Raw genomic sequence first — 19713 nt, 5'->3', positions numbered from 1 at the left:
CTGAAGCGTCCCATTCTCACTACTTGCGGTGTTTACAAACCGCTCGCCTATGCTATTCGGGCCTACGCACAACCAATCCACGGTGCCTTCCCCGGCCTCGGCATCTTTGCCGACCGCGCAAATAGCTCGATACCAGAGTCGATGAGCTGATTCGGCATGGGGGCTCATGCTTTATGTCGTAGCCTGACTTGGAGACCGGCACGACCTACTTGTTTAGCTCTATGACCGCCTGCCGTAGTTGCTTGTCGGAATCTAACAGGGTTTCGGGGGACGCTCTGGATTAAGGCTCCGCCGCGACTAACGAGGCTCTGTTTTTAGTCAAGAAATGATATAGCTCAGAATCTTTAAACTTTCTATGAAGCGCGTTTCGCCCCTCAGCTCTAGCTTCAACCACGTATTCCAATTCGCCTGGAGTCAGAACTTGCACAGATGCCAGGATCACCTCCCCACCGGGAAAGTCGACCCGCTTAGGCAAATCTGGGTGATCTATCCCGATCATTACCCCAACCATTCCATTTTCATTTTGAAATTCATGCAGGCCGCAATCATCCGCATACAGCTCCATGGTAATGACACCATACTGCCTTACGAACTCCGCCATCTGTCCGGAATGCGCGGCCTGCTGTGCTGTAGCATAGACAAGTTTGAATAAAGAGCTATCCGAAATGTTGCCTTCAATTGGCTCTTTTGTTTCAGCGTAAACTTCGATCCCAAAGCCAGAGTTTTGCTCTTCTACATCATCGAACGGATCAGCTAACCCATTCGAAATGACGATAGTGCTTTCGCCTCGATGAATGATGCTAAATGCTTGCCTCAAAGTAGGCCAAGCGGGGCCGCCCATGAAAGCTGGATTGATAATATGCGCAATGACATCAGGCTCCACTTCTCCGATAGAGGCGTAAAGTGTGTCACGCGCATTGCATGTAGTATCGAACAGACTTTCAGACATAGAAGGCTTTCCTTGGAGCTAACGACAATGTTCAGCCGACGCGAACCCGAGCAGCGCGGGCTACACCTCAATGCTGGCGCGCATTTCGTCTAAATGGCTTTTCATAGATGCTATAGTCGCCTAACGGGGGGCGAATGCCGTGCCCGATCAGTCTGGCCTGGCGGCACTCAACGATAGCCGCTAACGTCGGGAGGCTTTCCGGCCTCCTGTATCTCGACCAGATAGCGCCAGCAGTCGGGCTGCGAGCCGTCCAGGTCGGTGAATCCGTAATGCCCTGCCAGGCTACCGCTGGAGAGAGACTGACCGTTCCAGCGGGCGCGCTCAGGGTCGGCGGCCAGGGCGGCAACGGCACGGCCGACGAAGCGGGGCGTTTCCGAAATGGCGAAGTGCGGTTCCTGCGCGGTAGCTTTCCGCCAGTCCTTCTCCGTGACGCCAAAATGCTCCAGCATCATCTCCGAGCGCATCCAGCCCGGAGTGATCGCCACCGCGGTGGCGCCGTGGGGTACCAAATCCTGGGCATGGGCCCAGCCCATGCGGTTGACGGCGACCTTGGCCAGGTCATAGAAAGGCGAGAGCCGATAGTGATCGGCGTTGTACGCCGTCGTACCATCGGTGACTTCCACCAGCAGGCCGCCGGGGCGCTCGATCAGCAGGGGGAGCGCATGATGGGCGGTGATCAGGTGAGTGTCGATTGCCAGCCGTAGCATGCGCAGGCCTTTGTCAAGGTCATGCTCCCACACCGGTTTGTTCCATTCCGTCAGCAGCTCGCCGCCCCAAATGTCGTTGACCAGCACGTCCAGTCGGCCCTGCTCGGCTCGGATGCGTGCAATCAGCGCCGCCACATCGTCGGCGACCAGGTGGTCGACGCGTACGGCGATACCTTGGCCGCCGGCCGCCGTGACCTGCTCGGCGGTCTCCTCGATGGTTTCCGGGCGATCGTACTCCGAGCGCTGGCGACGTGTCGAGCGGCCGGTGACATAGACGGTGGCTCCGGCTGCGCCGAGTTCCACGGCGATGCCGCGACCGGCACCGCGAGTGCCGCCTGCAACGAGCGCTACTTTTCCGATGAGTGATGACATCCTACGTTCTCCGATACGGCCTTTAGGTTTGCCTGCGAGGCGAGAATGATTTATAAATGATCATTCGTTTTCTTTCAGAAAGCAAGGTGAACCATGCCCCGCCCACGCACGCTGAGCGACGAAACCATCCTGGATGCCGCACTGGAAATCGTGCAGCGAGAGGGGCCGGAAAGGATAACTTTCGCCGCGGTGGCCGACGCCTGCGGACTCTCCCCCTCGACCTTGGTGCAGCGCTTCACCAGCAAGTCCGGGCTGCTGCAGGCCGCGCTGCTGCGCGCATGGGACCAAATCGAGGCGCTGACGGCCAGCTTGGCCGCCAGCACTGCCAGGACGCCCGCGGGAGCCGTTGAGTTCCTGGTCGGTTTGTCCGGCGAAGTCGATGACGTCGACAGCTACGCCGACAGCCTGCGGCTGCTGCGGGAGGATTTCCGCGACCCGGTGTTGAGGGAGCGTGGCAAGCACTGGGGCGAGGAGCTGGCGCGTATACTCGACTCCTGTTTCGAGCGGGTAGCGGCGGCGCCAGAGGGTATCGGTCAGTTATTGATGGCCCAGTGGCAAGGCGTGCTGATCTGGTGGGGGTTTTCGCCGCAGGGTCGACTGAAGGAGGCCGTACGCCATCAACTACGGGAGTGTCTCGACGCGGTACTCGGCGAGCCGGACGTAAGCGACCCTGGGTAGTGGTTTGCGGCCAGTGTCTTATCTCCCAGGGGGGAGCTTATGTTAGTGGTGCCCATTCACAGCTTCGGCCTGCCCGCCGGCTCTTGTGGCGGGCCCACTCAAATCGCCAGGATGCCCACCTAACGGAAAACGGCAGCCGGAAAAAGGCGGGAAGTATGACTGCCGATACCGTGATTGAGCGTCGCAGCCAATACGTGGTCATTCAGTCCGTCGAGCGCCGTCAGGCTGACGCGGTGACCGAAGCGGTCGTCAACCAGTTAGGGCCGCTGAGTCCGTTGGTTCACACCATCACCTTGTCATGAGTAAGGCGGCCAAAAGAAAGGGCGTTGCACTTCAAGATTGAATCCGGGGATCGCTTATTTCCAGCCAGGCACGTGCGTTGCTTGTTCGATCCATTGACGAATTTCGGGCTTCGCACTCTCCTCCAGCGACTTCAATTTGATGTACCGGGACCGATCGCTCTCTCCAAGCGGTGGAGGATTATCGAAATCGGCACCACCCAGGAAAACGACATTGACGGAAATATCATAGGCGGCTATTTCGATGATCCATCCTAGGTCTGGCAGGCCATAGTAGACCTTTCCCCACTTGATGGCGTACTGAAGCCCGGGAAGCGTCTCTCTGATCATTTCGTCCAGTTGCCTGACCATGGGATTTAGGTCTGGCATCACACGTCGCCGGATCCAGTCGTCGATATCCGCGTGGCTATCGGACGGCGCTGGCGGCTTCCTAGTCGTGTTCGGCTTGCGTGCTTTCGCCATGTCATATCCTTCTTTAGGCGTGTTTATCGAGGGAGTCGATATCGGCATAACGCTGGACATGAGCGGCGGGCGAAAAGCGCCAGCTTTTTGCCCGCCGCTCGATGGGCTTGTTAGCTGTTTCCTACGTCATATCAACGCTGTAGCGCTTAGAGTCACAATGACGGCACACGAACTTGAACACACATGGGTTGCCACCGGGGACATAGCCTTCAAGTATGTGCTGCCAATACTCAAGCTCGATCATGTTGTCTTGGAGCACTTCGGTTAGCTCCTCCCCTTGGAGGGCATGCAACTCGCTGGCTGGAGCATCACCGTGGAACTCGCACGCATCTCGGCAGTGAGCGAGCCACACCTCTTGCTGCCAAGAGGCGTAGCCCGGCGTGCGACACTCGACTTCTTCAAGCACACCTGCCGGGACCGATGCAGACTCCAATGGATACGTATCGTTGAAGGAGCCTTCAAACTTGGCAGCCGCCGTCCCGTCAGCGATGCACCAGGGGCAAAAAGGGCCACGGGTGTCTCGACTGGTATAGAACGAAGCCGTGTAAATGTAGCCTCGCGACTGACCACAGCAAGCGCACTCATCCGCACTTGCCTTAACGCTACCCGTCGCTACAGGGTTTGGGTGATATTTGAAATGTGGCAGCTCCATGATTCCCCACAGCTAACAGTGATTAGACAGCGCGCTCTATGCTGGCAAAAAACGCGCGCTGCATGATTCCGCGCTTTGGTTGCCACAACGCCCTGCTTATATTGATGATTACCAACACCTTAGCGAACTTCCGCGCTCAGCGGAAATTTAGGCGCGTCAGCGAGTAAATTTCCGTAGCAGCGCCTTGTTAGGAAAGTTTTCGGGCAATTATGGAAACACCTTCAGTGTAACTATACCCGTACCCAAATCCGTAGCTAGCGCCTCCAGACACTGCTTCCGTTTCACTCAGTACTCTCTTTTGGCTTGTAACTCCCTGCGCCTGATATTCGTAGGAATAACTTCCGGAAAGAATCGGAAGCACAGAAACAACCTCATAGCCATCTTGATTCAGTTGGGTAATCACATTAGCCATGTCGCTTGAAAGACGCTCACCATCAATCTCGCAGTCTGACCAACCAGTTTGCTTCCATCGGGTTTCTGTCTTTGTAACGTCTTTTTCGCCCCCAAAAAACCCTTCTTCTTCTCGCCTGTTGGCACCTTGACAGCGACTTCTTCTCCAACAGGCTTAAATTGTGCTTTTACGAAAACTACTTTATTTTCCAGCATCGTTGATGTTCTTTCAGTCTTTCCTAACAATGATTAGACAGCGCGCTTTATGATGGCAAAAGACAGCGGGGGGAATTATCCGGCAACAGCGATTGGTTAGAAGTGATCAAGTCCGCCGCTCCTTCATCCGCTTCAGAGCAAATTGTCCTCGCTCTGCTACCGATGGAGATGCATCGCAAGCAAATTGGTTGGCTAACGCTGACGATTCCTTGCCAATGGTGTCGAGCTCCCGGATGAGCATTTCAGCAGCAACCCTTCTTACCATAGGTGATGGATCAATAGATGCTGATCTCAATGTCTCCAGGAATGGGCTGGTAACCGTTAAATTTCGCTCCGAAATTATCGGTCTCAAGCGACCTTCACAATAACATATATCAGTCCACTCCCATTTCCTTCCTTCAAACCAGGTGAGTTTTCCTTCAAATTTGCTTCGATATGCTTTGGCACGCACAGCAGGTTGAATAGCATCTTTTGCGATCTCATCAAGATGAGTATCGAGCACCGCTGTTCGGCCTACCTGAGCCAGTATAGAAGTCATCGGACCAGATGTTGCCGACACAATTTTTTCTTTAAGCGCTTTCGCCACGAACCCTTTAGAGACTATTTGTAAAAGCAACCTTTTGTCCGACTCTTCCATTCGTCCCCACGAGTTCCAGTGCGATAGAGTTATACATAGTGCATCTACGATATGGCTGGGATCAGATACATCGACCAATTCGGGAAGTTTCTCTCTGGCTGCCTCTCGCACCTGTGGAACCCAATCATTCAGCCGCCTCACAGCAAGAGCGAAGAAGAAACTATTAGGTGCTGCGCCAGTCAACGTGCGCAGTGTTTTCTCCCGCCTATACCCATCCCAGCTGATTATATCTATCCAAGTAAGAAGCGTGGGCCGATTCGACCAAAGCTTCCACTTTGGCTGAGGCGTTGACTCCAGAGCGGAAGAGAACTCTGAACGAATAAGCCTTTCCCAATAATCCAAGTTCGACAGAGGTATCTGTGAGGTAACATCAACCAACGCAGACATATCAGCGATAACTCTGCGCCCAGAGCTAGTCGAAGCCGCGAACTCTCTCACCGCTGATATCACTTTTCCTTCCATATCCTGCGGAAGTCGCACGCATTATTTCCTTTCTAAGGCCCGGCATTTGGGCGGGGTTGTAGCCGCAAAGTGTCCTTATGGTCCAAGCGGTTATATTCCCGCGGCGGCATACCCTCGCCCTCAGCGTTTTTCGTGGTATAGGGGAAGCATCTGGTAATAGTGCCATAGGCGAGGGGAGAGGCACAGAGCCTGAGGCGAACGTGGCAAGTTGTAAGGTTTTGATTCCAGGGGAGGGCGTTGCGAAGTGTTGAATGGCTGTTGCGGTGGTTTAGCTCCGCCACGAGCGAATGCGCTCCTGCATCTCCCGATTGCTGATGGTGCGTCCGGCATCGGAGTCATCGATGCCACGTTCCACCATCCGGGCGAACGCAAGCTCTCTCAGAATTTCCTCGTAGGAGCTGTCCTCAGGCTGCGCCTCGATGATGCGCGCCATTTGTTCCTTCGTGGTAGCCATGTTCACCTCCTCGTCGCTGCGAGCTATGGTCCATCGTGCACCCTTCAAACTCACGCCACCCAACGCCAGAATTAGGCTGTGCAGCCCGCGAGTATCAATTGCCATATCTTACCACCAAGGAAATCTTGGTCGACTCGATCTGTTGCGACTGGTCCTCTGACAAAGAGGCTGCCGGCATGAGGACACCGAGCACCCTAGCGTCATCTGCACCTGCTGGATGCGAGTACCATCTCGCCCTACCGGCGCCGTACGTGCAAGCCATTGTGCTGCCGCCTAAAAGTTCGTGGGTGCCTATGTTCTTTGTGGTGCTCCTGAATCGCCTGCAAGTCCTTAAGGGCTGACTGTGCGATGCGTAATCCATTTATTTGATGCCCAGCGTTTTCTTGGCGTCCTCCAGCGATACGGTGTTGCCCTCACGAACATCTATAAGCCCCTGCGCCACCGCCTTCACAAACTGCAATTCCTCTAGGGTTTTTCGTAATCTTCAAGCCCCTGAACAACAGCTACGCCGCGGCCACGACTGGTAAGCAGGATTGGACGATGCGTATCCTGCGCTCGACCAACCACCTTTCCTGGATTGATCTTTAGGTCTGATAGAGGAATGACATCCTCGGAGAATTTCATTTGCATGGCGGTCACCTAGTTAACAGGTATCGTCAAGAGACATGGCAGTGATTAGATTCCGCGTTTTCGCTGCTGCAAAGCTCTGTTTACCTTGCTGATTAACAATGCCTTAGCGAACTTCCCCACTCAGGAGCGGTTTCGGAGGACGCCCGTCGCGTTAGCGAAGGGTAGGGTGCTAAGCGTCCGTTGTTTACCACGGCAAACCGGCTACCTGCCTAGGGGTACTGTCGAGTGGGTGTCCTGGTGTCGTCGATAGCGGTTTTGGAGGTGCGGAGCGAAGGAAAAAACGCCCGGCAACAGCCCTTGGTTAGCTGATAAATCTAGCCATGGCACGGTTGTGCGCTCCTTCTCCGGCCTCAAGCCCCGCCTTGACACCGGCCCGGTTCTTTTCTGGTTGGTTCTGACTTGCTTTCAACTTACCTGTCAAAGTCTCAATTTGGATCTCTACACCAACGATAGCCTGTACCAAACGTTCGGTGAACTCTGTTGGCGCGTCATCAACGGACCAAGGATTGCCCATGCCCGACTCATGTTGGTCTGTAAGTCGATGGAGATGATGTTTCAGCCAGGTCGGATCCTCGATAACGCGAGCACTCCCTTCTGCATGGACAGCCAGATAATTCCATGTTGGAACAACCCGGCCTGTTTCTGCCTTGGTCTCATACCACGAGGGCGAAACGTAGGCATCGGGCCCCTGAAAAACCGCAAGAACCCGAGCCCCATCATGCAAACGCTGCCAGACCGGATTGTTTCGAGCCAGATGGCACTGAAGCTGCCCCAGAGTGCCGTCTTGCTCAGAACTCAGATGAAAGGGGACATGATTCGCTTCAATTCCGCCATTATCCGCGACTACCAGCAGACCAAATCCGTAGTCACAAATATACTGCTGAAGCTTGCCTATGTCGTCTTCCTTGAAGTGGCTCGGCACATACATTCTGTGGAACTCCTTGGTAGATGGCTCGCAGTGTTGAATAGTGTTGAATGGCTGTCCCGGTGTTGCGCGGTATTGTGGCTTCACGATCCCGCCATGTGACCATAATATGATGTGAAATTCGGCTCATGATTTTGGTTGCCTAACGCCGAAGCTAACCCGCGGCCCCGCCGCAGGTGGGCCGTCGGGTTCAGCGCCTGGTTGGGCGCTGGCTGCGCCCTCGGAAAGAAAAATCTCCACAAGCTGAACCTCAGCGGCAGAGCGCGCCTTCTTCTTAAGCACCGGCGCAAGGTAGTACCGCACCAGCTCGATGTCCGCCTTTGCCCGTGGCATGCATTCTCCCAAAACCTGAACCAACAATGGCAACGACATGAAGGACGCGAACACTTCATAGGGCCGGCTCTGGGCGAAGGGCATTTTCTGGAAGTAGTACCGTGCCAGCCGAATTTGATCTTCACGGCTCCACGAGCGATGTGGCAATAGGATAAACGCCTCACCCCAGTTAGTCTGCCCAACGCCATACTTGTCCATCAGCCATGCTGCTGCTTCGGTGGACGGTAAAGCCCTGAGCTGCTCGCACTGCTGCCGCTGGATCTTATTCATGTGCTGCCAATTGCCGCCCAACAGTGATTAGACAGCGCGCTTTATGATTCCGCGCTTTGACTGCCACAACGCCCTGCTGATTTTTTGATTGGCACAGTACCTTAGTGAACTTCCGCGTTCGACATCACGCCTCAAGCAATGCCGCCCATGCTTATTCCTGACTTTCCTCCCGCAAGCGCTCCAGCTCCTGCTCGCACAGCGCTTGGGTTACCTCCAGCAAACGCTGCACTTTGGGCGCTAAGTAATCGAGGTCTTCTTGAATGACATTGAAGTCGAGATGATAGCGGGCCGCGATATACGCGTTGTCGAGTAGCTTGAACATATCCCGCTCTAGCTGCGTCGTGTGCGGGAAGATGTCTTTAAACACCGGCCCGTACTCGGCCGCGTCGCGGGCGAGATAGCGCAGCAGATGCTCGTGCGGACAGTACAGGGTATGGACCAGGAGAGTGCACTTGTAGGCCGCTTCCGTTGCTTGGTTCAAATCAAAGGCAGCGAGTCGCAATCGTTGCTTTTCAAGGTGTATCAAGTAAGTATCGTAAAAGTCTCTCGCTTGCCCAAACCACTGACCGTAATACTCCTGCGCGATCCGCAGTCGGTCTTTCGTTGGCAACTCTTCCGGCTCGATCAGCGGGCCGATGTTGCTGCCCAATAACACGCGCCCCTCGCGCTTGATGTCGAGGAAGAAATACCGGCCTTCCCGCAAGCTTTGGTTCACGTGGCTAAGGCGATGAACAATCGGCCGCACGGACGCTGAGAAGTTGTGCGCATTGCACAGCTCATAGAGCTGGCGTTCCAGCTCCCCATCCGATTCGGTGGTGCTATCCGGCATTACGACCAAAATATCGTAATCCGAGGCATGGCCTGACCAGCGGTGCCGCGCCAGGTCTTTCTCTTCTTTGTAATCGCCTCGCGCATAGCTGCCGTAGAGAATCACCAGTTCCGGCTTGACCGCCTCGTCGATCAGGCAAGCGATCTTCTCTAGTTCCTGCTGTTTCTCAGCCGGTAAGTGGCTTAGCGATGTGCGCATGTCCTTATGGTCCAAGCGGTCGTACTCCAGCGGCGGCATACCCTCGCCCTCAGCGTTTTTCGTGATATAGGGGAAGCATCTGGTAATAGTGCCATAGGCGAGGGGAGAGGCACAGAGCATCAGGGGAACGTGGCAGGTTGTAAGGTTTTGGTGCTAGTTCGGTGTATCAATGGCCGTTAGTTGAAGTGGGCTGTAGCTTTTAACGTGACCCTTGCCGCCGGCGGGCGGCTACGCCCGCGGCTGAGTGGTGCGATTGGCTCGATAGCGCCGGTCGGGATACGCTAATGGCTTGTTGTCGCTTTAGTATCCTACCGTGAAAGCACGGCGCTCATGCTTTGCGTTTTCCGCTTCGTCCAGCATCGCTACCGCATAATCCTCCATTGAAATGCGAGACATGCCGTTCTCGTCGACGAGCAGGGTGTCGGTACCGAGGCGATAGCCTCCCGTGCGTTGCCCCGGTGTCAGCATTGCCGGTGGGGAAAGGTAGGTCCATGCAACGCGGGATTCGGTACGACATAGTTCATACTGCGCCTGACAGGCGTGGGCGATGGCGACTGCGGAGGCGGGGAGGAAGTCCGGCGCGGTGAGCACCGTTTCGCCGCTACGGGCCGGTATCAGCAATCGGGCAGCGCCGCCGACGAATAGAACTCGCTGCCCCGCCTCGGCGCCGTCCAGGATGGCGCGGGTCAGCGCGACCAGATGCTCTTCTTGGCCTTCCGGCGGGCGGATGGCGCTGATAAGCACATGTTGCTCTTTGGCGGTGCGGGCGACCTGCTGCGGGTCGGATACATCCGCAACAACGCCGCGTACTTTGGCGGGCAATTTATCAAGCTGCGCTTCCGCCCTGACCACGCCGGTAACATTATGTCCGCGTGCCAGCGCTTCGCTGACAAGGCGCTTTCCGACATCTCCGACGGCTCCATATATAACGATATTCATCCGATACCTGCTCTCTAGGTTGATAAATCTTAGGTTGATGAATTAGGGGCGCTGTTTGCCCCTGGTTTTGCCCAAGCTAAGCAAGGCAATCCCGGCGCCGATCAATACGGCACCGAGCAACAGGCTCTCGGGCGGTGCTTCCCCTTGCAGGAATATCGCGACCGGGACCCCGACAAGGGCGCCGACCGAGCCCAGCAGGCTCAGCAGAACCGGCCCCCCTGTCTTCTGTAGTAGAAAAAGCAGCAAGAATTGCCCGGCGAAGAGGAAGGTTTGTACGGCAATTAGGATGAGCGGCAGGCTGCGGTCCATTGGCACAGCGAGCGAAAAACCGGGCAGAAATCCCACCGCCAGTAGCATGGCGGCGGCGGCCATCAGCATCCCCGGCGCCAGCGCGTCGGCGGATACGCCCTCGGGCCAGCGCATCGTTCGGTACAGGTTGCCGATAGCGAGAAGAACCGGGCCGATCAGCGTAAGAAGTAGCCAGAATAATTCGACATCGGGGGCGGAGAGTTTGCGTGCCGCCAAGACGACCGCTCCAGCGAGCGCCGACGCTACGCCCACCGCGCGAACGATCTGAAACCGCTCCACCCGGAATGCCAGCGCACCGACGTAGGTCAGTAGCGGTGGCAGCGTGATGATTAAGGCGACGAAGCCGGCACCGACATGCGGGGTTGCCGAGAAGAAGATCAGGTTGGCGCCCGCCACGCCGGCGAACGCGGATACCGAATAGTATTCAAGGGTGCGGGCGTTGATAGGCGGTGTGTTCCCGCGCCATACCGAGGCGACCAACAGCACAAGCGCCGCCCCGGTAATCGACCAGAACAGGAGCGCCGCCGCCGGCAACTGCACCTCGCCGGCGAATTTGGCAAGGTTGGTGGACAGGCCTAGCAGCGTGCCGCCGGCTAGAAGACACAGTAGTGGGACTAACCAGGTGTTTTTGCGGAGGCGCATGTCTGTGCTCGGTGCTTTCATGAGGCTAGCCTGCGTGAGTTGTCTTGATATCAAGATAAGCGCCTAAAATCTTGACGTCAAGATAAGTGGGCGCGATACTCGACGAATGGATAAAGTTGACCGAATTCTGAGCCAGTGGCGGCAACAACGCCCGGACCTTGACGTTGCCCCGATGGGTACCATCGGCCGGATCAAGCGTCTGAATCAGTACCTTGTGCGTGGCATGGAAAAGACATGGGCGGCACACGGCCTGAATGGCGCGAGCTTCGACGTTCTGGCCACCCTTAGGCGAGCAGGCCCTCCGTACGCGCTGTCGCCGGGAGCGCTGATGGAATCAACCATGGTGACGTCGGGGACGATGACTCACCGCATCGACCAGTTGGAGAAGGCGGGGCTGATCGAGCGGGTCAAGAATCCCGACGATGGGCGCAGTTTTCTGATTTCTCTTTCTCCGCAAGGGCATGCCCTCATCGACAAGGCGGTTACGGATCATGTGGAGACGCAGGCGCAACTGGTTGCAGCGCTGAACGATGAGCAACGCAGTCAATTGGATGCGCTTTTAAGCCAGCTTTTACGCGAATTCGAAGAGGGCTGACGTTACCTCCAGGCGAGTGGGAATTGCGCCAGCGCGGGGTGAGTGTAAGACTGACCTGCAACTTGGCGCAGCGACAAGAGGCCTACCATGAACCAACCGGTATCGCGCGATCGTGACGAATTGTCCGATTATCAGCAGAAATTCGGTACCTTGCATGAGGACTGCCCGGTGCGGGCGGCGCTGGATATTGTGCGGGGGCGCTGGAAGCCGTCCATTCTGTATGAATTGAAGGAGGGCCCCCTGCGGTACTCCGAATTGCAGCGTGCTCTGCCGCGAATTTCTCCCCAGGCGCTGACCACCCAGCTTAAACAGCTGGAGGCCGATGGGCTGGTGGAGCGCGATGTGTACGCGGAAGTGCCGGTCCGGGTGGAGTATCGGCTGTCGGAGTTTGGCGCTACGCTGTCCGCTGTGATGGATAGCCTGGAGAGTTGGGGCACAGCCTACCTCGCGCACCGAAAAAGTCACCTGCGATAGTCGTGTTTTCCCTACTCACGGATTAGTGAGTAGCTCACTACTTTGGTCGTGGATGCAAACTCTGGGGCGGTGAACAATGCAGTGGTTCTTTCTACCTTGTTCACGTGACGGAGGTTCATTCCATGCCGCGGTTATTGGTTATTAATTCCAGCGGGCGCAACACGCGCTCAATCACCCGTCGCTTGACCGGGCAGTTTGCCGAGCATTGGTTGGCGGCGCATCCTAAGGGCGAGTTGATCGAACGGGATGTGACGTTGCAGCGGCCTACTCCGGTCGACGAGGCCTGGATTGCCAGTGCCTTTGCGCCTCCGGAGGCGCGCTCGCAGGCGATGCAGGCGGCGTTGTCGGAAAGCGAGGCATTGTTGGCGGAGATCGAAGCGGCGGATGCGCTGGTGTTTGGCGTGCCTATGTATAACTTCGGGCTGCCGGCCCAGTTGAAGGCGTATTTCGATCAGATTATCCGGGTGAACCGCTCTTTTACCTTCGACCCCGAGGCGGCGGAACCCTATCAACCCCTATTGGCCGATAAGCCTACCACCGTGATCGTTTCCGTGGGCGATGGCGATCTTCTGCCCGGCGGCCCTATGGCCGAGCTGAATTTTCTGGAGCCGCACCTGACGACCATGCTGGGGTTTATCGGGCTGCGCAGTCTGGAATTCGTGCGGGTAGGCTATGAAGAGTTTCAGGACGGACGATTAAAACGCGCCCTCGAATCCGCCGAGCAGGCAGTGGCTCGCCGGGTCGTTGCGTTGTAGCGGCGCGTTGAGGAGCCGGAGGTCGGAGTAGTTAAGCTTATGAAGCGTGGGCTAGTAACGTGTTGGAGGGCGCGCAGTGGCTTGCCGGCGATGCCTGTGTGGCCGGACGGCTGCCGGGATCTGGTGGTGCGGTTGGAGCCCGGCAAACCTCCGCAAGCGTTTAGCACGGGCTTGGAAGCGTCAGCCAGAACGGTTGCTGCTACGCCGGGAACGCAGTATTTCGGAATCCGGTTTGCCGCCGGCGTTGGCTTCTCCTGGGATGCCACCTCTCCGCGCATGCCCGCCGTTGACCTTGAGCTTGCGGCGTTAAGCGGGCCGTACGGCGAATGGTATCGACGCTTGTACCGTTATCCCGAACGCGCGGAATGTCTGTTGCTCGAAGCCGTGGCGCGTTGGGTGACGCCTCAGCCAGCCGGCGTGCGGGAGTTTTTCGAGAGTTTAGAGATAGGCGCTGAAGAGGAGTGGGCGCAGCCTCTGACAAGCTGCCGAACGCTACGCCGACACGTACGAAACGCCACGGGAGCGCCTCCAATCTTCTGGCGCCGACTGCGACGCGCCAGGTGTGCGGGGTTGGAGGTTGCCGTCGGCAGTACGCCCTTGGTGGATATAGCAGCTAGGTTCGGGTATTCGGATCAGTCTCACCTTACGCGCGATATGCGAACATGGTTCGGCGTAACGCCTAGTGCGTTGCGCCGAAACCCTGGCTTGGCGAGAAGCTTGCTCACTGCGCCCGATACCTTCTCGCCGCTCAAGCCGGCGTGAGGAAATACTGCCTGAACGTTTCGGAGGGCACGATCGGCTGGTAACAATAGATGGTAATGCCAGCAGGATCTTGAATCCCAAAGCCTCTATCGCCCCATGGATGGTCCTCAAGCGGTACGGTCGGAATCAGTCCCTCCGTTACTGCCCGTTGATGCATCTTGTCGACATCCTCAACCTGAAGGTTAAGCGTAATACCGCCGGAGAACTCCGGCATCCCATCTTGTGGCTCCATTAGACAGAGTTCTGGCGCCGGCTTTTGCCGGCCAAGTCTGAGAACGATGTACCAGCCGCAATCGAAGCTTGTCAGTGCATCCAGATGATCTTCATAGAATCTTCTTACCTCCTGAACGCGCGACGTTACGATGGTCATGCTGCTGCTTTGAATAGACATAACACCTCCTTGGCGGATTAACGGTGCCTGGGAGCCTAGGAGATGTGGGCTTGGTTATCTTGAATATTTTGGCCACGGCGGCGTGGGGGCGGGGCTGTCCGCCGCCGTATGGAGCGATTGCTTTAATCGGTTCTTATACAAGAGTTTAGTTTTTCCCCGTTCAGCCGCTAACAAAGTGTAGGAAGGTCCTATACGAGTTTCTTGCCGTACCCGCGGCTGCTCTCTTCCCCCCAGCTAGGAAGGCTTATCAGAGGCCGCTTGGTCGAATCGGCCAAGCGGGGGAAGCGGTGCGTATTTCCCAGGCAGCGCATCGTAACCAACGACGGCTTGGGAGTTTTGCGCTGGACTGTTCGGGCGCAGCACGCTCGGATACCAGCGCGATTGTACTGCGAGGCTACTATGACTCTCCGCGCCAAGTTGCTGGCTTCTTTCTCTGTCCTTGTGATTTTGCTCCTAGTGATTGCAGGTTCGTCCTTGTTTTTTATGCAAGTGATGCGGATGCAGACCGATTACTTCGCGGACAGGATTATTCCGGGTATCAGCTATACCAAAGACCTTCATCGGCTTTTGTACCAGCATCATCTAGCTCTTGATCGGATGCTGGAGACAACCAACGCTTCCGAACAAAGGGCGCTGGAGGCGCTTACCGCGAGGCAGCGAAAGGAATTCGATGAGGGGCTTGTGGTGCTGATAGAGCTGTCGAGGGAAAGGGCTGAGCGGGTTGAGAGTACTAGAACCTTCCAAGGTAAATGGGAGGAGTTCAAAGGGGTCGCTCGTCAGATTGAGCGCCTGGTAAACGATGGTCAACAACAGGCCGCCGCCGAACTGTTGCGCAAAGAGGGGCTGCCCTTCCTGGATATGGCCAACGAGAGCGTTGCAGAGACGGACCGCTTTGTCGCCAACGCCGTCGCTGTGGGTGTGAAGACTGTGGCCGCGAGTCAGAAGCGTAGCATTGCGATCGCGGTCGGTTTGCTGGTGCTTGGGCTGATCATCGCAGGTTTTGTCTGCTGGCTGGTGTACCGGTCCGTCACTTTGCGGCTTAGCGGGTTGCGCGCGGCATTTTCTCGCCTCGGCACCGGCGACTTAACCGTGCGTATGTCCGTCCAGGGTAAGGACGAGATCGCCGAGCTCGCGTCCGACTTCAACGGTTTTAGCGACGGGCTGAATAAGGCCTTCAACGATATCCGTAGCTCGATGGAGCGTTTGCATGGTGTGGCGGACAAGCTGCAGGTCAGTTTCAAAGGCACGGCGGGTCGCGCGCGGAGCCAGCAGGCCGAAATGGATGCCGTTGCCACTGCGATGAACGAAATGGCGGTGACGATCAAAGAAGTCGCTCGCAGCGCCGAAGACGCTGCCGCCAGCGCGCGGGATGCCGACGAACACGCCGTGCGCGGGCGCCGTATCGTCGAGGCTACCAGTACCGCTATTCGCGAGTTGAATCGGCGTGTACTCGAAGTTAGCGCAAACATCGACGATGTGCGTAAGAGCAGCGATGAGATCGGCACCGTGCTGCAAGTCATCCGAGGTATTGCCGAGCAAACTAACCTCTTGGCGCTTAATGCCGCCATCGAGGCGGCGCGTGCCGGCGATCAGGGGCGCGGCTTTGCCGTGGTGGCGGATGAGGTGCGGACACTGGCGAGCCGCACCCAGACGTCAGCTCAGGAAATTGTCGATGTGATCGAGAGCCTACAGTCGAAGGCGGAAGCTGCGGTGAAAGTGGCCGCCGCGACGGCGGACGAGGCGGATGAAGGCGTTCGACGTTCGGACGAAACCGCGAGCGCGCTAGGTGAGATTGTCGAGGCTGTCTCGCGCATTTCGGATAAGAATGCCGCCATCGCCGCCTCGGCGGAGGAGCAATCCGCCGTTGCCGAAGAGATGGACGGCAATATTGTCCACATTCATGACGCATCGGGCGAAACGTTGCGTGAGGCCGACTCGGCAGTGGCGGAGAGCGAGACACTGAACCAGCTGGCTCAGTCGGTGGTCGATCAACTCTCGCGCTACAAGCTTAGGGCGTAAATCAAAGACTCGCCTGCCAAGGCAGTGGTCGCTGCCGACCGCTCCCGCGCGGCGGCCACTTTTTTAGGTGAGCTATCCACTGCCAGCAGCCCGCCAGATGGGGAGCGGTATGGTTGAGCTGCGGTATGCGGGAAACCGATAGCGCTGCTTAGCCGTTCGCTGTAGGCAGTTGATCGGGCGCCTACAGCCGCGCGTTCCAGCCTTGCGCGAGCAATCTTAATCGATACGATTGTTATACAATATAATTTCGTTACCAGAGCCATAACCCGCTATGACAGCCGCGCGAGTCACCCCCAACGTGGATTGATAGAGGCGCTCGGCAAAATTCCCTTCGGAAGTGGTTACCACAATTGCACCGATATTATGGCCTAGGTTGTTTAAATGCTCTTTGAATTTATCCAACGTCTTCTCAATTAGCTTTCGACCTAATCCCTTGCCTGCGACATTCGGATGGATGCCTATTTGCTCTAATTCAATGATCGTATTTTCTCTAAATCCATTCTTTACCGACCATAGTATGTATCCGCAAATTTGCCCTTCGAGTGAGATGACATAGTAAACGCCTCTCGGGTATGAGTTGAAGGACGACTCAACCCATAGTTTATGGTTCGACTCGTTCGGAAAGCATGCTTGGTAAATGCTGGCGATGCTTTCAATATCCGATGTGTCTGCTTTGCGGATTTCCATGTTGTCGTCTCACTCTTTGGATAATGAAGAGGCTGCCGATCGCGGGTGGCGAAGAAGATTTTAGGCGCAATTCTATAGGCAAACCTACCCCCTGTTACGCCGAGGCCGACTCGGGCCGTCATGCAGGTAAGCTTACGTCTTGCGGCTCCATTAGGCATAGTTCTGGCGCCGGCTCCCGCCGCCCGAGTCTGAGAACAATATACCAGCCGCAATCGAAGCTTGAACGCGCGACGTTACACCTCCCCTTGGCGGATTAACGGGGCCTGGAAGCCTAGGGGGTGAACTTGGTCATCTTGAATATTTTGGCCACGGCGGGATGAGCGTTTTCTGGTTAGCGTTGATTCGGCCAACAGAGAACGAAACTCTCGGCGGCTGGTTTGCTCAGCAGGTCGTGCTTGACCTCAACTTCGCTTTAGTTTCTATCCTACTGGTTGCGGAGAACGTTACAACCGATCAGGAGGCGTTATGCACGATGAGGCTAATGACACCGGGCAGCCCGGCGAGAAGGAAGCGGAGATCCGTCGGGTCGTTCAGGAGATGGAGGCGGCCTTTAACCGCCACGACGCCGACGGCTTGGTGCGGTGGATGGCCGAGGACGCACGCTGGGTAAACCCCTATGGCCGCTTGTTAGTGGGCCGTGAGGAGATCCGTGCCGTACAGGCTACTCTGCTAGCCGGCCCGTTAAGAGAGCGGTTCGCGCGTTACCACCTCTGTGCGTTGGCTTTTCCAATGCCGCAAGTCGCCATCGCGCACATTCGGCAGGAGCCGACATCGGCAACCGGTGAGGTGCTGGCGGGGGAGCCTGCCAGTATCGCCGTTTACGTTCTGGTGAATGACGGCGATTGGCGGATTGCTACCGCGCAGAATACGCTGATCGGCGCGCCAAGCGCGTAGCCGTAACGTTGGTGCCCCCGTCCCGTTCGCTTCGTCTGCTTGTGTAGGAAGAGCAGCGAGCTATATTGAAAAGAGGTGATGCAACAAACACCCGGCAACAATACGAATCTAGTCGACTTTCTACCGCAGCGTTGAGCAGAGCGGCTTGGCGGAGAGGGATCGATAAGCAGGGAGGGGCTCCAATGCTAACGAAAAGGTGGTTATACCAAAATGAAGAAGGGCTAAGAATAGAAGTGATTAACGCCTGGAAGCTATTTCCGAAGCTTAGGTCCAGAGAGGCGCTGCTTGTTAACGGCCAGGCCGTTTCGACCCGCGAAACCGGGCCGCACGACTCGTTTAAAACAACGACGGCCTATACGCATACCGCGGTAGTCCGTCATAAGGAAAAAGACTATCGAATAAAAATCAAGCTTGGCAGTAAATGCCCAGGCTTTGCCGTGGGGTGTCATATTTTCGTAGGCGACGAGCTGGTTGGCGGCGATACGGCATCGAAATTGATGTTTTTATAGTTACAGGTTGCCTCGGCGCCGGGAGAGAGTGTCGCTCTCGGTCTCTGGCGGTGTTTATTGCAGCTCTGGTCAAGGGGTCCTCTACGGCTGTCAGCCGGTTAGGGATGCCCGCTACGCCTTCGCGTGCATCAGGAGGAGGCCGCTTAGGAAAGCTGCCGTTGCGACCAATGCGGCAGCGAAGCCGACAAGCGCTAAGTCCCATAGGGCGATCACCCATCCTCCTATCGCGGCACCGGTAGCGATACCGATGTTGCACACCGAGATGTTGAGAGAAGCCGCAAACGCCGCTGCCTGTGGCGCGGCGAGCATTGTCCGTACCTGGCAGGCGATGAAAGCGGCACTGTGGGTGGCTCCCCAGGCAAGGAAGAGAAGAAGGGAAACCTCCAAAAAGCCGATGGTTAGCGAAATGGCGGTGGTTACGATGACCAATAAGAGCGCAATCAATACCGTTGTGCCAAGGGGGGTGCGCTCGACGTGGCGCGAGGCGAGCCAGTTGCCCGCCAGCCCGGCCACGCCGAAACAGAATAGCGCCACGGCGGCATCGTTGGGCGAGAGTCCAAGGACGCTCTGAAGCAGGGGTACGATATAGCTATAGCCGGCAAACATTGCCGTGAACAATGCGGTCGAGAGCCACAAGTGAGCGATAAACCGACGGCAGGCGAGGAGGCGCATCTGCGCCCTAAGCGATACCGCGCTCGCCGCTAAGAGCGGGGGGACATGCACGAAAATAAGGCTAGCGCACACGAGTGCTAAAACGCCGAGCCCTGAGGAAACCAACATCCAGCCTATCCGTTCGGCGAGAATCATGCCGACCGGGACGGCTACAACCGTCCCGATGACGGTTCCGGTGTTGAGCCACCCGATGGTACGCCCCACGTTGCCCGCGCCGGCCAGGGTGGCGACGGTATGACTGGCAATGGCAATGAACGGCGTTAGCAGTGCCCCCTGAATGAGCCGAATGGCGATCATGGCCTGAAAGCTTGGCGACAGCGCCGCCGCGAGGTTGCCGACACCGATGATCAGCAGCATCAGCCCGAGCGTGAGCCGAGGCTCTAACCGGGCTAATAGCAAAGTCGCGACGGGGCCTGCTATGGCAGCGGAAAGTGCGAAGGCGGAAACAAGCCCCCCGGCTTTGCTTAACGAAACGCCCAGCTCGCCAGCTAGTACCGGCATTAACCCGATAACGATAAACTCGATGGTGACAATAATGCCGGTGGCGACCGCGAGTACGGCGGTCGCCAGTCTCGGCGAGTGGGCAAGGGCGTGCATGGCCG

The 19713-nt window shown here is 56.9% G+C and carries 24 protein-coding genes and 1 pseudogene; 9 read left to right on the top strand and 16 right to left on the bottom strand.

From position 1 onward, the window contains the following. Positions 1–280: 280 nt before the first annotated feature. A complete protein-coding gene (locus CAI21_RS03080) occupies positions 281–949 on the bottom strand; it encodes a hypothetical protein (RefSeq protein WP_116300941.1) in 669 nt (222 codons plus the stop codon). Positions 950–1116: 167 nt separating this feature from the next. Continuing rightward, positions 1117–2028, bottom strand: coding sequence for an SDR family oxidoreductase (locus CAI21_RS03075; protein WP_116300940.1), 912 nt, complete (start codon positions 2026–2028; stop codon positions 1117–1119). 93 nt (positions 2029–2121) lie between these two features. On the opposite strand from CAI21_RS03075, the gene CAI21_RS03070 reads away from it, so the two are divergent. Next, the gene (locus CAI21_RS03070) at positions 2122–2706 is read left to right on the top strand and encodes a TetR/AcrR family transcriptional regulator (RefSeq protein ID WP_116300939.1); all 585 of its coding nucleotides are present in this window, start codon (positions 2122–2124) and stop codon (positions 2704–2706) included. Positions 2707–2861: 155 nt separating this feature from the next. Next, entirely contained in the window at positions 2862–3008 is a 147-nt protein-coding gene (locus CAI21_RS23060; RefSeq protein WP_181919238.1) for a hypothetical protein, read from the top strand. 54 nt (positions 3009–3062) lie between these two features. Here the strand turns inward: CAI21_RS23060 and CAI21_RS03065 are convergent, their stop codons facing one another. The 11 genes and pseudogenes from CAI21_RS03065 to CAI21_RS03015 form a co-directional block, all read right to left on the bottom strand. Then, on the bottom strand, positions 3063–3467 hold the full coding sequence (locus CAI21_RS03065; protein WP_116300938.1) for a DUF1801 domain-containing protein: 405 nt from the start codon (positions 3465–3467) through the stop codon (positions 3063–3065). Positions 3468–3588: 121 nt separating this feature from the next. Continuing rightward, a complete protein-coding gene (locus CAI21_RS03060; protein ID WP_116300937.1) occupies positions 3589–4119 on the bottom strand; it encodes a CbrC family protein in 531 nt (176 codons plus the stop codon). Positions 4120–4518: 399 nt separating this feature from the next. Beyond that, positions 4519–4725, bottom strand: coding sequence for a hypothetical protein (locus CAI21_RS23615; RefSeq protein WP_220347739.1), 207 nt, complete (start codon positions 4723–4725; stop codon positions 4519–4521). 106 nt (positions 4726–4831) lie between these two features. Then, positions 4832–5362, bottom strand: a complete 531-nt coding sequence (locus tag CAI21_RS23610; RefSeq protein ID WP_220347738.1) for a hypothetical protein — start codon at positions 5360–5362, stop codon at positions 4832–4834. Positions 5363–6092: 730 nt separating this feature from the next. Next, positions 6093–6383 carry a hypothetical protein gene (locus CAI21_RS24570; RefSeq protein WP_258868890.1) on the bottom strand — a complete coding sequence of 97 codons (291 nt, stop codon included), beginning with the start codon at positions 6381–6383 and terminating at the stop codon, positions 6093–6095. Positions 6384–6639: 256 nt separating this feature from the next. Next, positions 6640–6908, bottom strand: a pseudogene (locus CAI21_RS03040) (type II toxin-antitoxin system Phd/YefM family antitoxin). 301 nt (positions 6909–7209) lie between these two features. After that, positions 7210–7836 (bottom strand): FMN-binding negative transcriptional regulator, encoded by a 627-nt coding sequence (locus CAI21_RS03035; RefSeq protein WP_116300935.1) that lies wholly within the window; start codon positions 7834–7836, stop codon positions 7210–7212. A gap of 123 nt (positions 7837–7959) precedes the next feature. Further along, entirely contained in the window at positions 7960–8436 is a 477-nt protein-coding gene (locus CAI21_RS03030) for a hypothetical protein (protein WP_116300934.1), read from the bottom strand. 151 nt (positions 8437–8587) lie between these two features. Then, positions 8588–9502 carry a HEPN domain-containing protein gene (locus tag CAI21_RS03025; RefSeq protein WP_181919237.1) on the bottom strand — a complete coding sequence of 305 codons (915 nt, stop codon included), beginning with the start codon at positions 9500–9502 and terminating at the stop codon, positions 8588–8590. 261 nt (positions 9503–9763) lie between these two features. Continuing rightward, entirely contained in the window at positions 9764–10402 is a 639-nt protein-coding gene (locus CAI21_RS03020; protein ID WP_116300932.1) for an NAD(P)-dependent oxidoreductase, read from the bottom strand. A gap of 42 nt (positions 10403–10444) precedes the next feature. Continuing rightward, positions 10445–11353 (bottom strand): DMT family transporter, encoded by a 909-nt coding sequence (locus CAI21_RS03015; protein ID WP_220347737.1) that lies wholly within the window; start codon positions 11351–11353, stop codon positions 10445–10447. A gap of 106 nt (positions 11354–11459) precedes the next feature. Between CAI21_RS03015 and CAI21_RS03010 the strand changes: the two genes are divergently transcribed. From CAI21_RS03010 to CAI21_RS02995, 4 genes are all read left to right on the top strand, one after another. Then, positions 11460–11948 carry a MarR family winged helix-turn-helix transcriptional regulator gene (locus tag CAI21_RS03010; protein WP_116300930.1) on the top strand — a complete coding sequence of 163 codons (489 nt, stop codon included), beginning with the start codon at positions 11460–11462 and terminating at the stop codon, positions 11946–11948. A gap of 87 nt (positions 11949–12035) precedes the next feature. After that, complete coding sequence (locus tag CAI21_RS03005) at positions 12036–12422, top strand: winged helix-turn-helix transcriptional regulator (RefSeq protein WP_116300929.1); 387 nt, start codon at positions 12036–12038, stop codon at positions 12420–12422. 122 nt (positions 12423–12544) lie between these two features. After that, positions 12545–13177, top strand: coding sequence for an FMN-dependent NADH-azoreductase (locus CAI21_RS03000; protein WP_116300928.1), 633 nt, complete (start codon positions 12545–12547; stop codon positions 13175–13177). Between the two features lie 39 nt (positions 13178–13216). Then, positions 13217–13939: an AraC family transcriptional regulator gene (locus CAI21_RS02995; RefSeq protein ID WP_116300927.1), complete on the top strand. Its 723-nt coding sequence runs from the start codon at positions 13217–13219 to the stop codon at positions 13937–13939. Here CAI21_RS02995 and CAI21_RS02990 read toward each other — a convergent pair. After that, complete coding sequence (locus CAI21_RS02990) at positions 13926–14330, bottom strand: VOC family protein (RefSeq protein ID WP_116300926.1); 405 nt, start codon at positions 14328–14330, stop codon at positions 13926–13928. The two genes, CAI21_RS02995 and CAI21_RS02990, sit on opposite strands and share 14 nt — an antisense overlap. Before the next feature lie 399 nt (positions 14331–14729). On the opposite strand from CAI21_RS02990, the gene CAI21_RS02985 reads away from it, so the two are divergent. After that, positions 14730–16349, top strand: a complete 1620-nt coding sequence (locus CAI21_RS02985; protein ID WP_116300925.1) for a methyl-accepting chemotaxis protein — start codon at positions 14730–14732, stop codon at positions 16347–16349. A gap of 216 nt (positions 16350–16565) precedes the next feature. On the opposite strand, the gene CAI21_RS02980 is transcribed toward CAI21_RS02985, so the two are convergent. After that, positions 16566–17036 (bottom strand): GNAT family N-acetyltransferase, encoded by a 471-nt coding sequence (locus CAI21_RS02980; protein ID WP_116300924.1) that lies wholly within the window; start codon positions 17034–17036, stop codon positions 16566–16568. Between the two features lie 465 nt (positions 17037–17501). On the opposite strand from CAI21_RS02980, the gene CAI21_RS02975 reads away from it, so the two are divergent. Continuing rightward, complete coding sequence (locus CAI21_RS02975) at positions 17502–17930, top strand: YybH family protein (protein WP_116300923.1); 429 nt, start codon at positions 17502–17504, stop codon at positions 17928–17930. Between the two features lie 182 nt (positions 17931–18112). After that, the gene (locus CAI21_RS02970) at positions 18113–18439 is read left to right on the top strand and encodes a hypothetical protein (protein WP_116300922.1); all 327 of its coding nucleotides are present in this window, start codon (positions 18113–18115) and stop codon (positions 18437–18439) included. 111 nt (positions 18440–18550) lie between these two features. On the opposite strand, the gene CAI21_RS02965 is transcribed toward CAI21_RS02970, so the two are convergent. After that, positions 18551–19708 (bottom strand): MFS transporter, encoded by a 1158-nt coding sequence (locus CAI21_RS02965; RefSeq protein ID WP_116300921.1) that lies wholly within the window; start codon positions 19706–19708, stop codon positions 18551–18553. Between the last annotated feature and the right edge of the window lie 5 nt (positions 19709–19713).

It is taken from the genome of Alkalilimnicola ehrlichii, assembly GCF_003399765.1.
Classification (GTDB): Bacteria; Pseudomonadota; Gammaproteobacteria; order Nitrococcales; family AK92; genus AK92.
The sequence above is the reverse complement of the archived record's forward strand: the minus strand, read 5'-3'. Positions and strand labels throughout refer to the sequence as shown.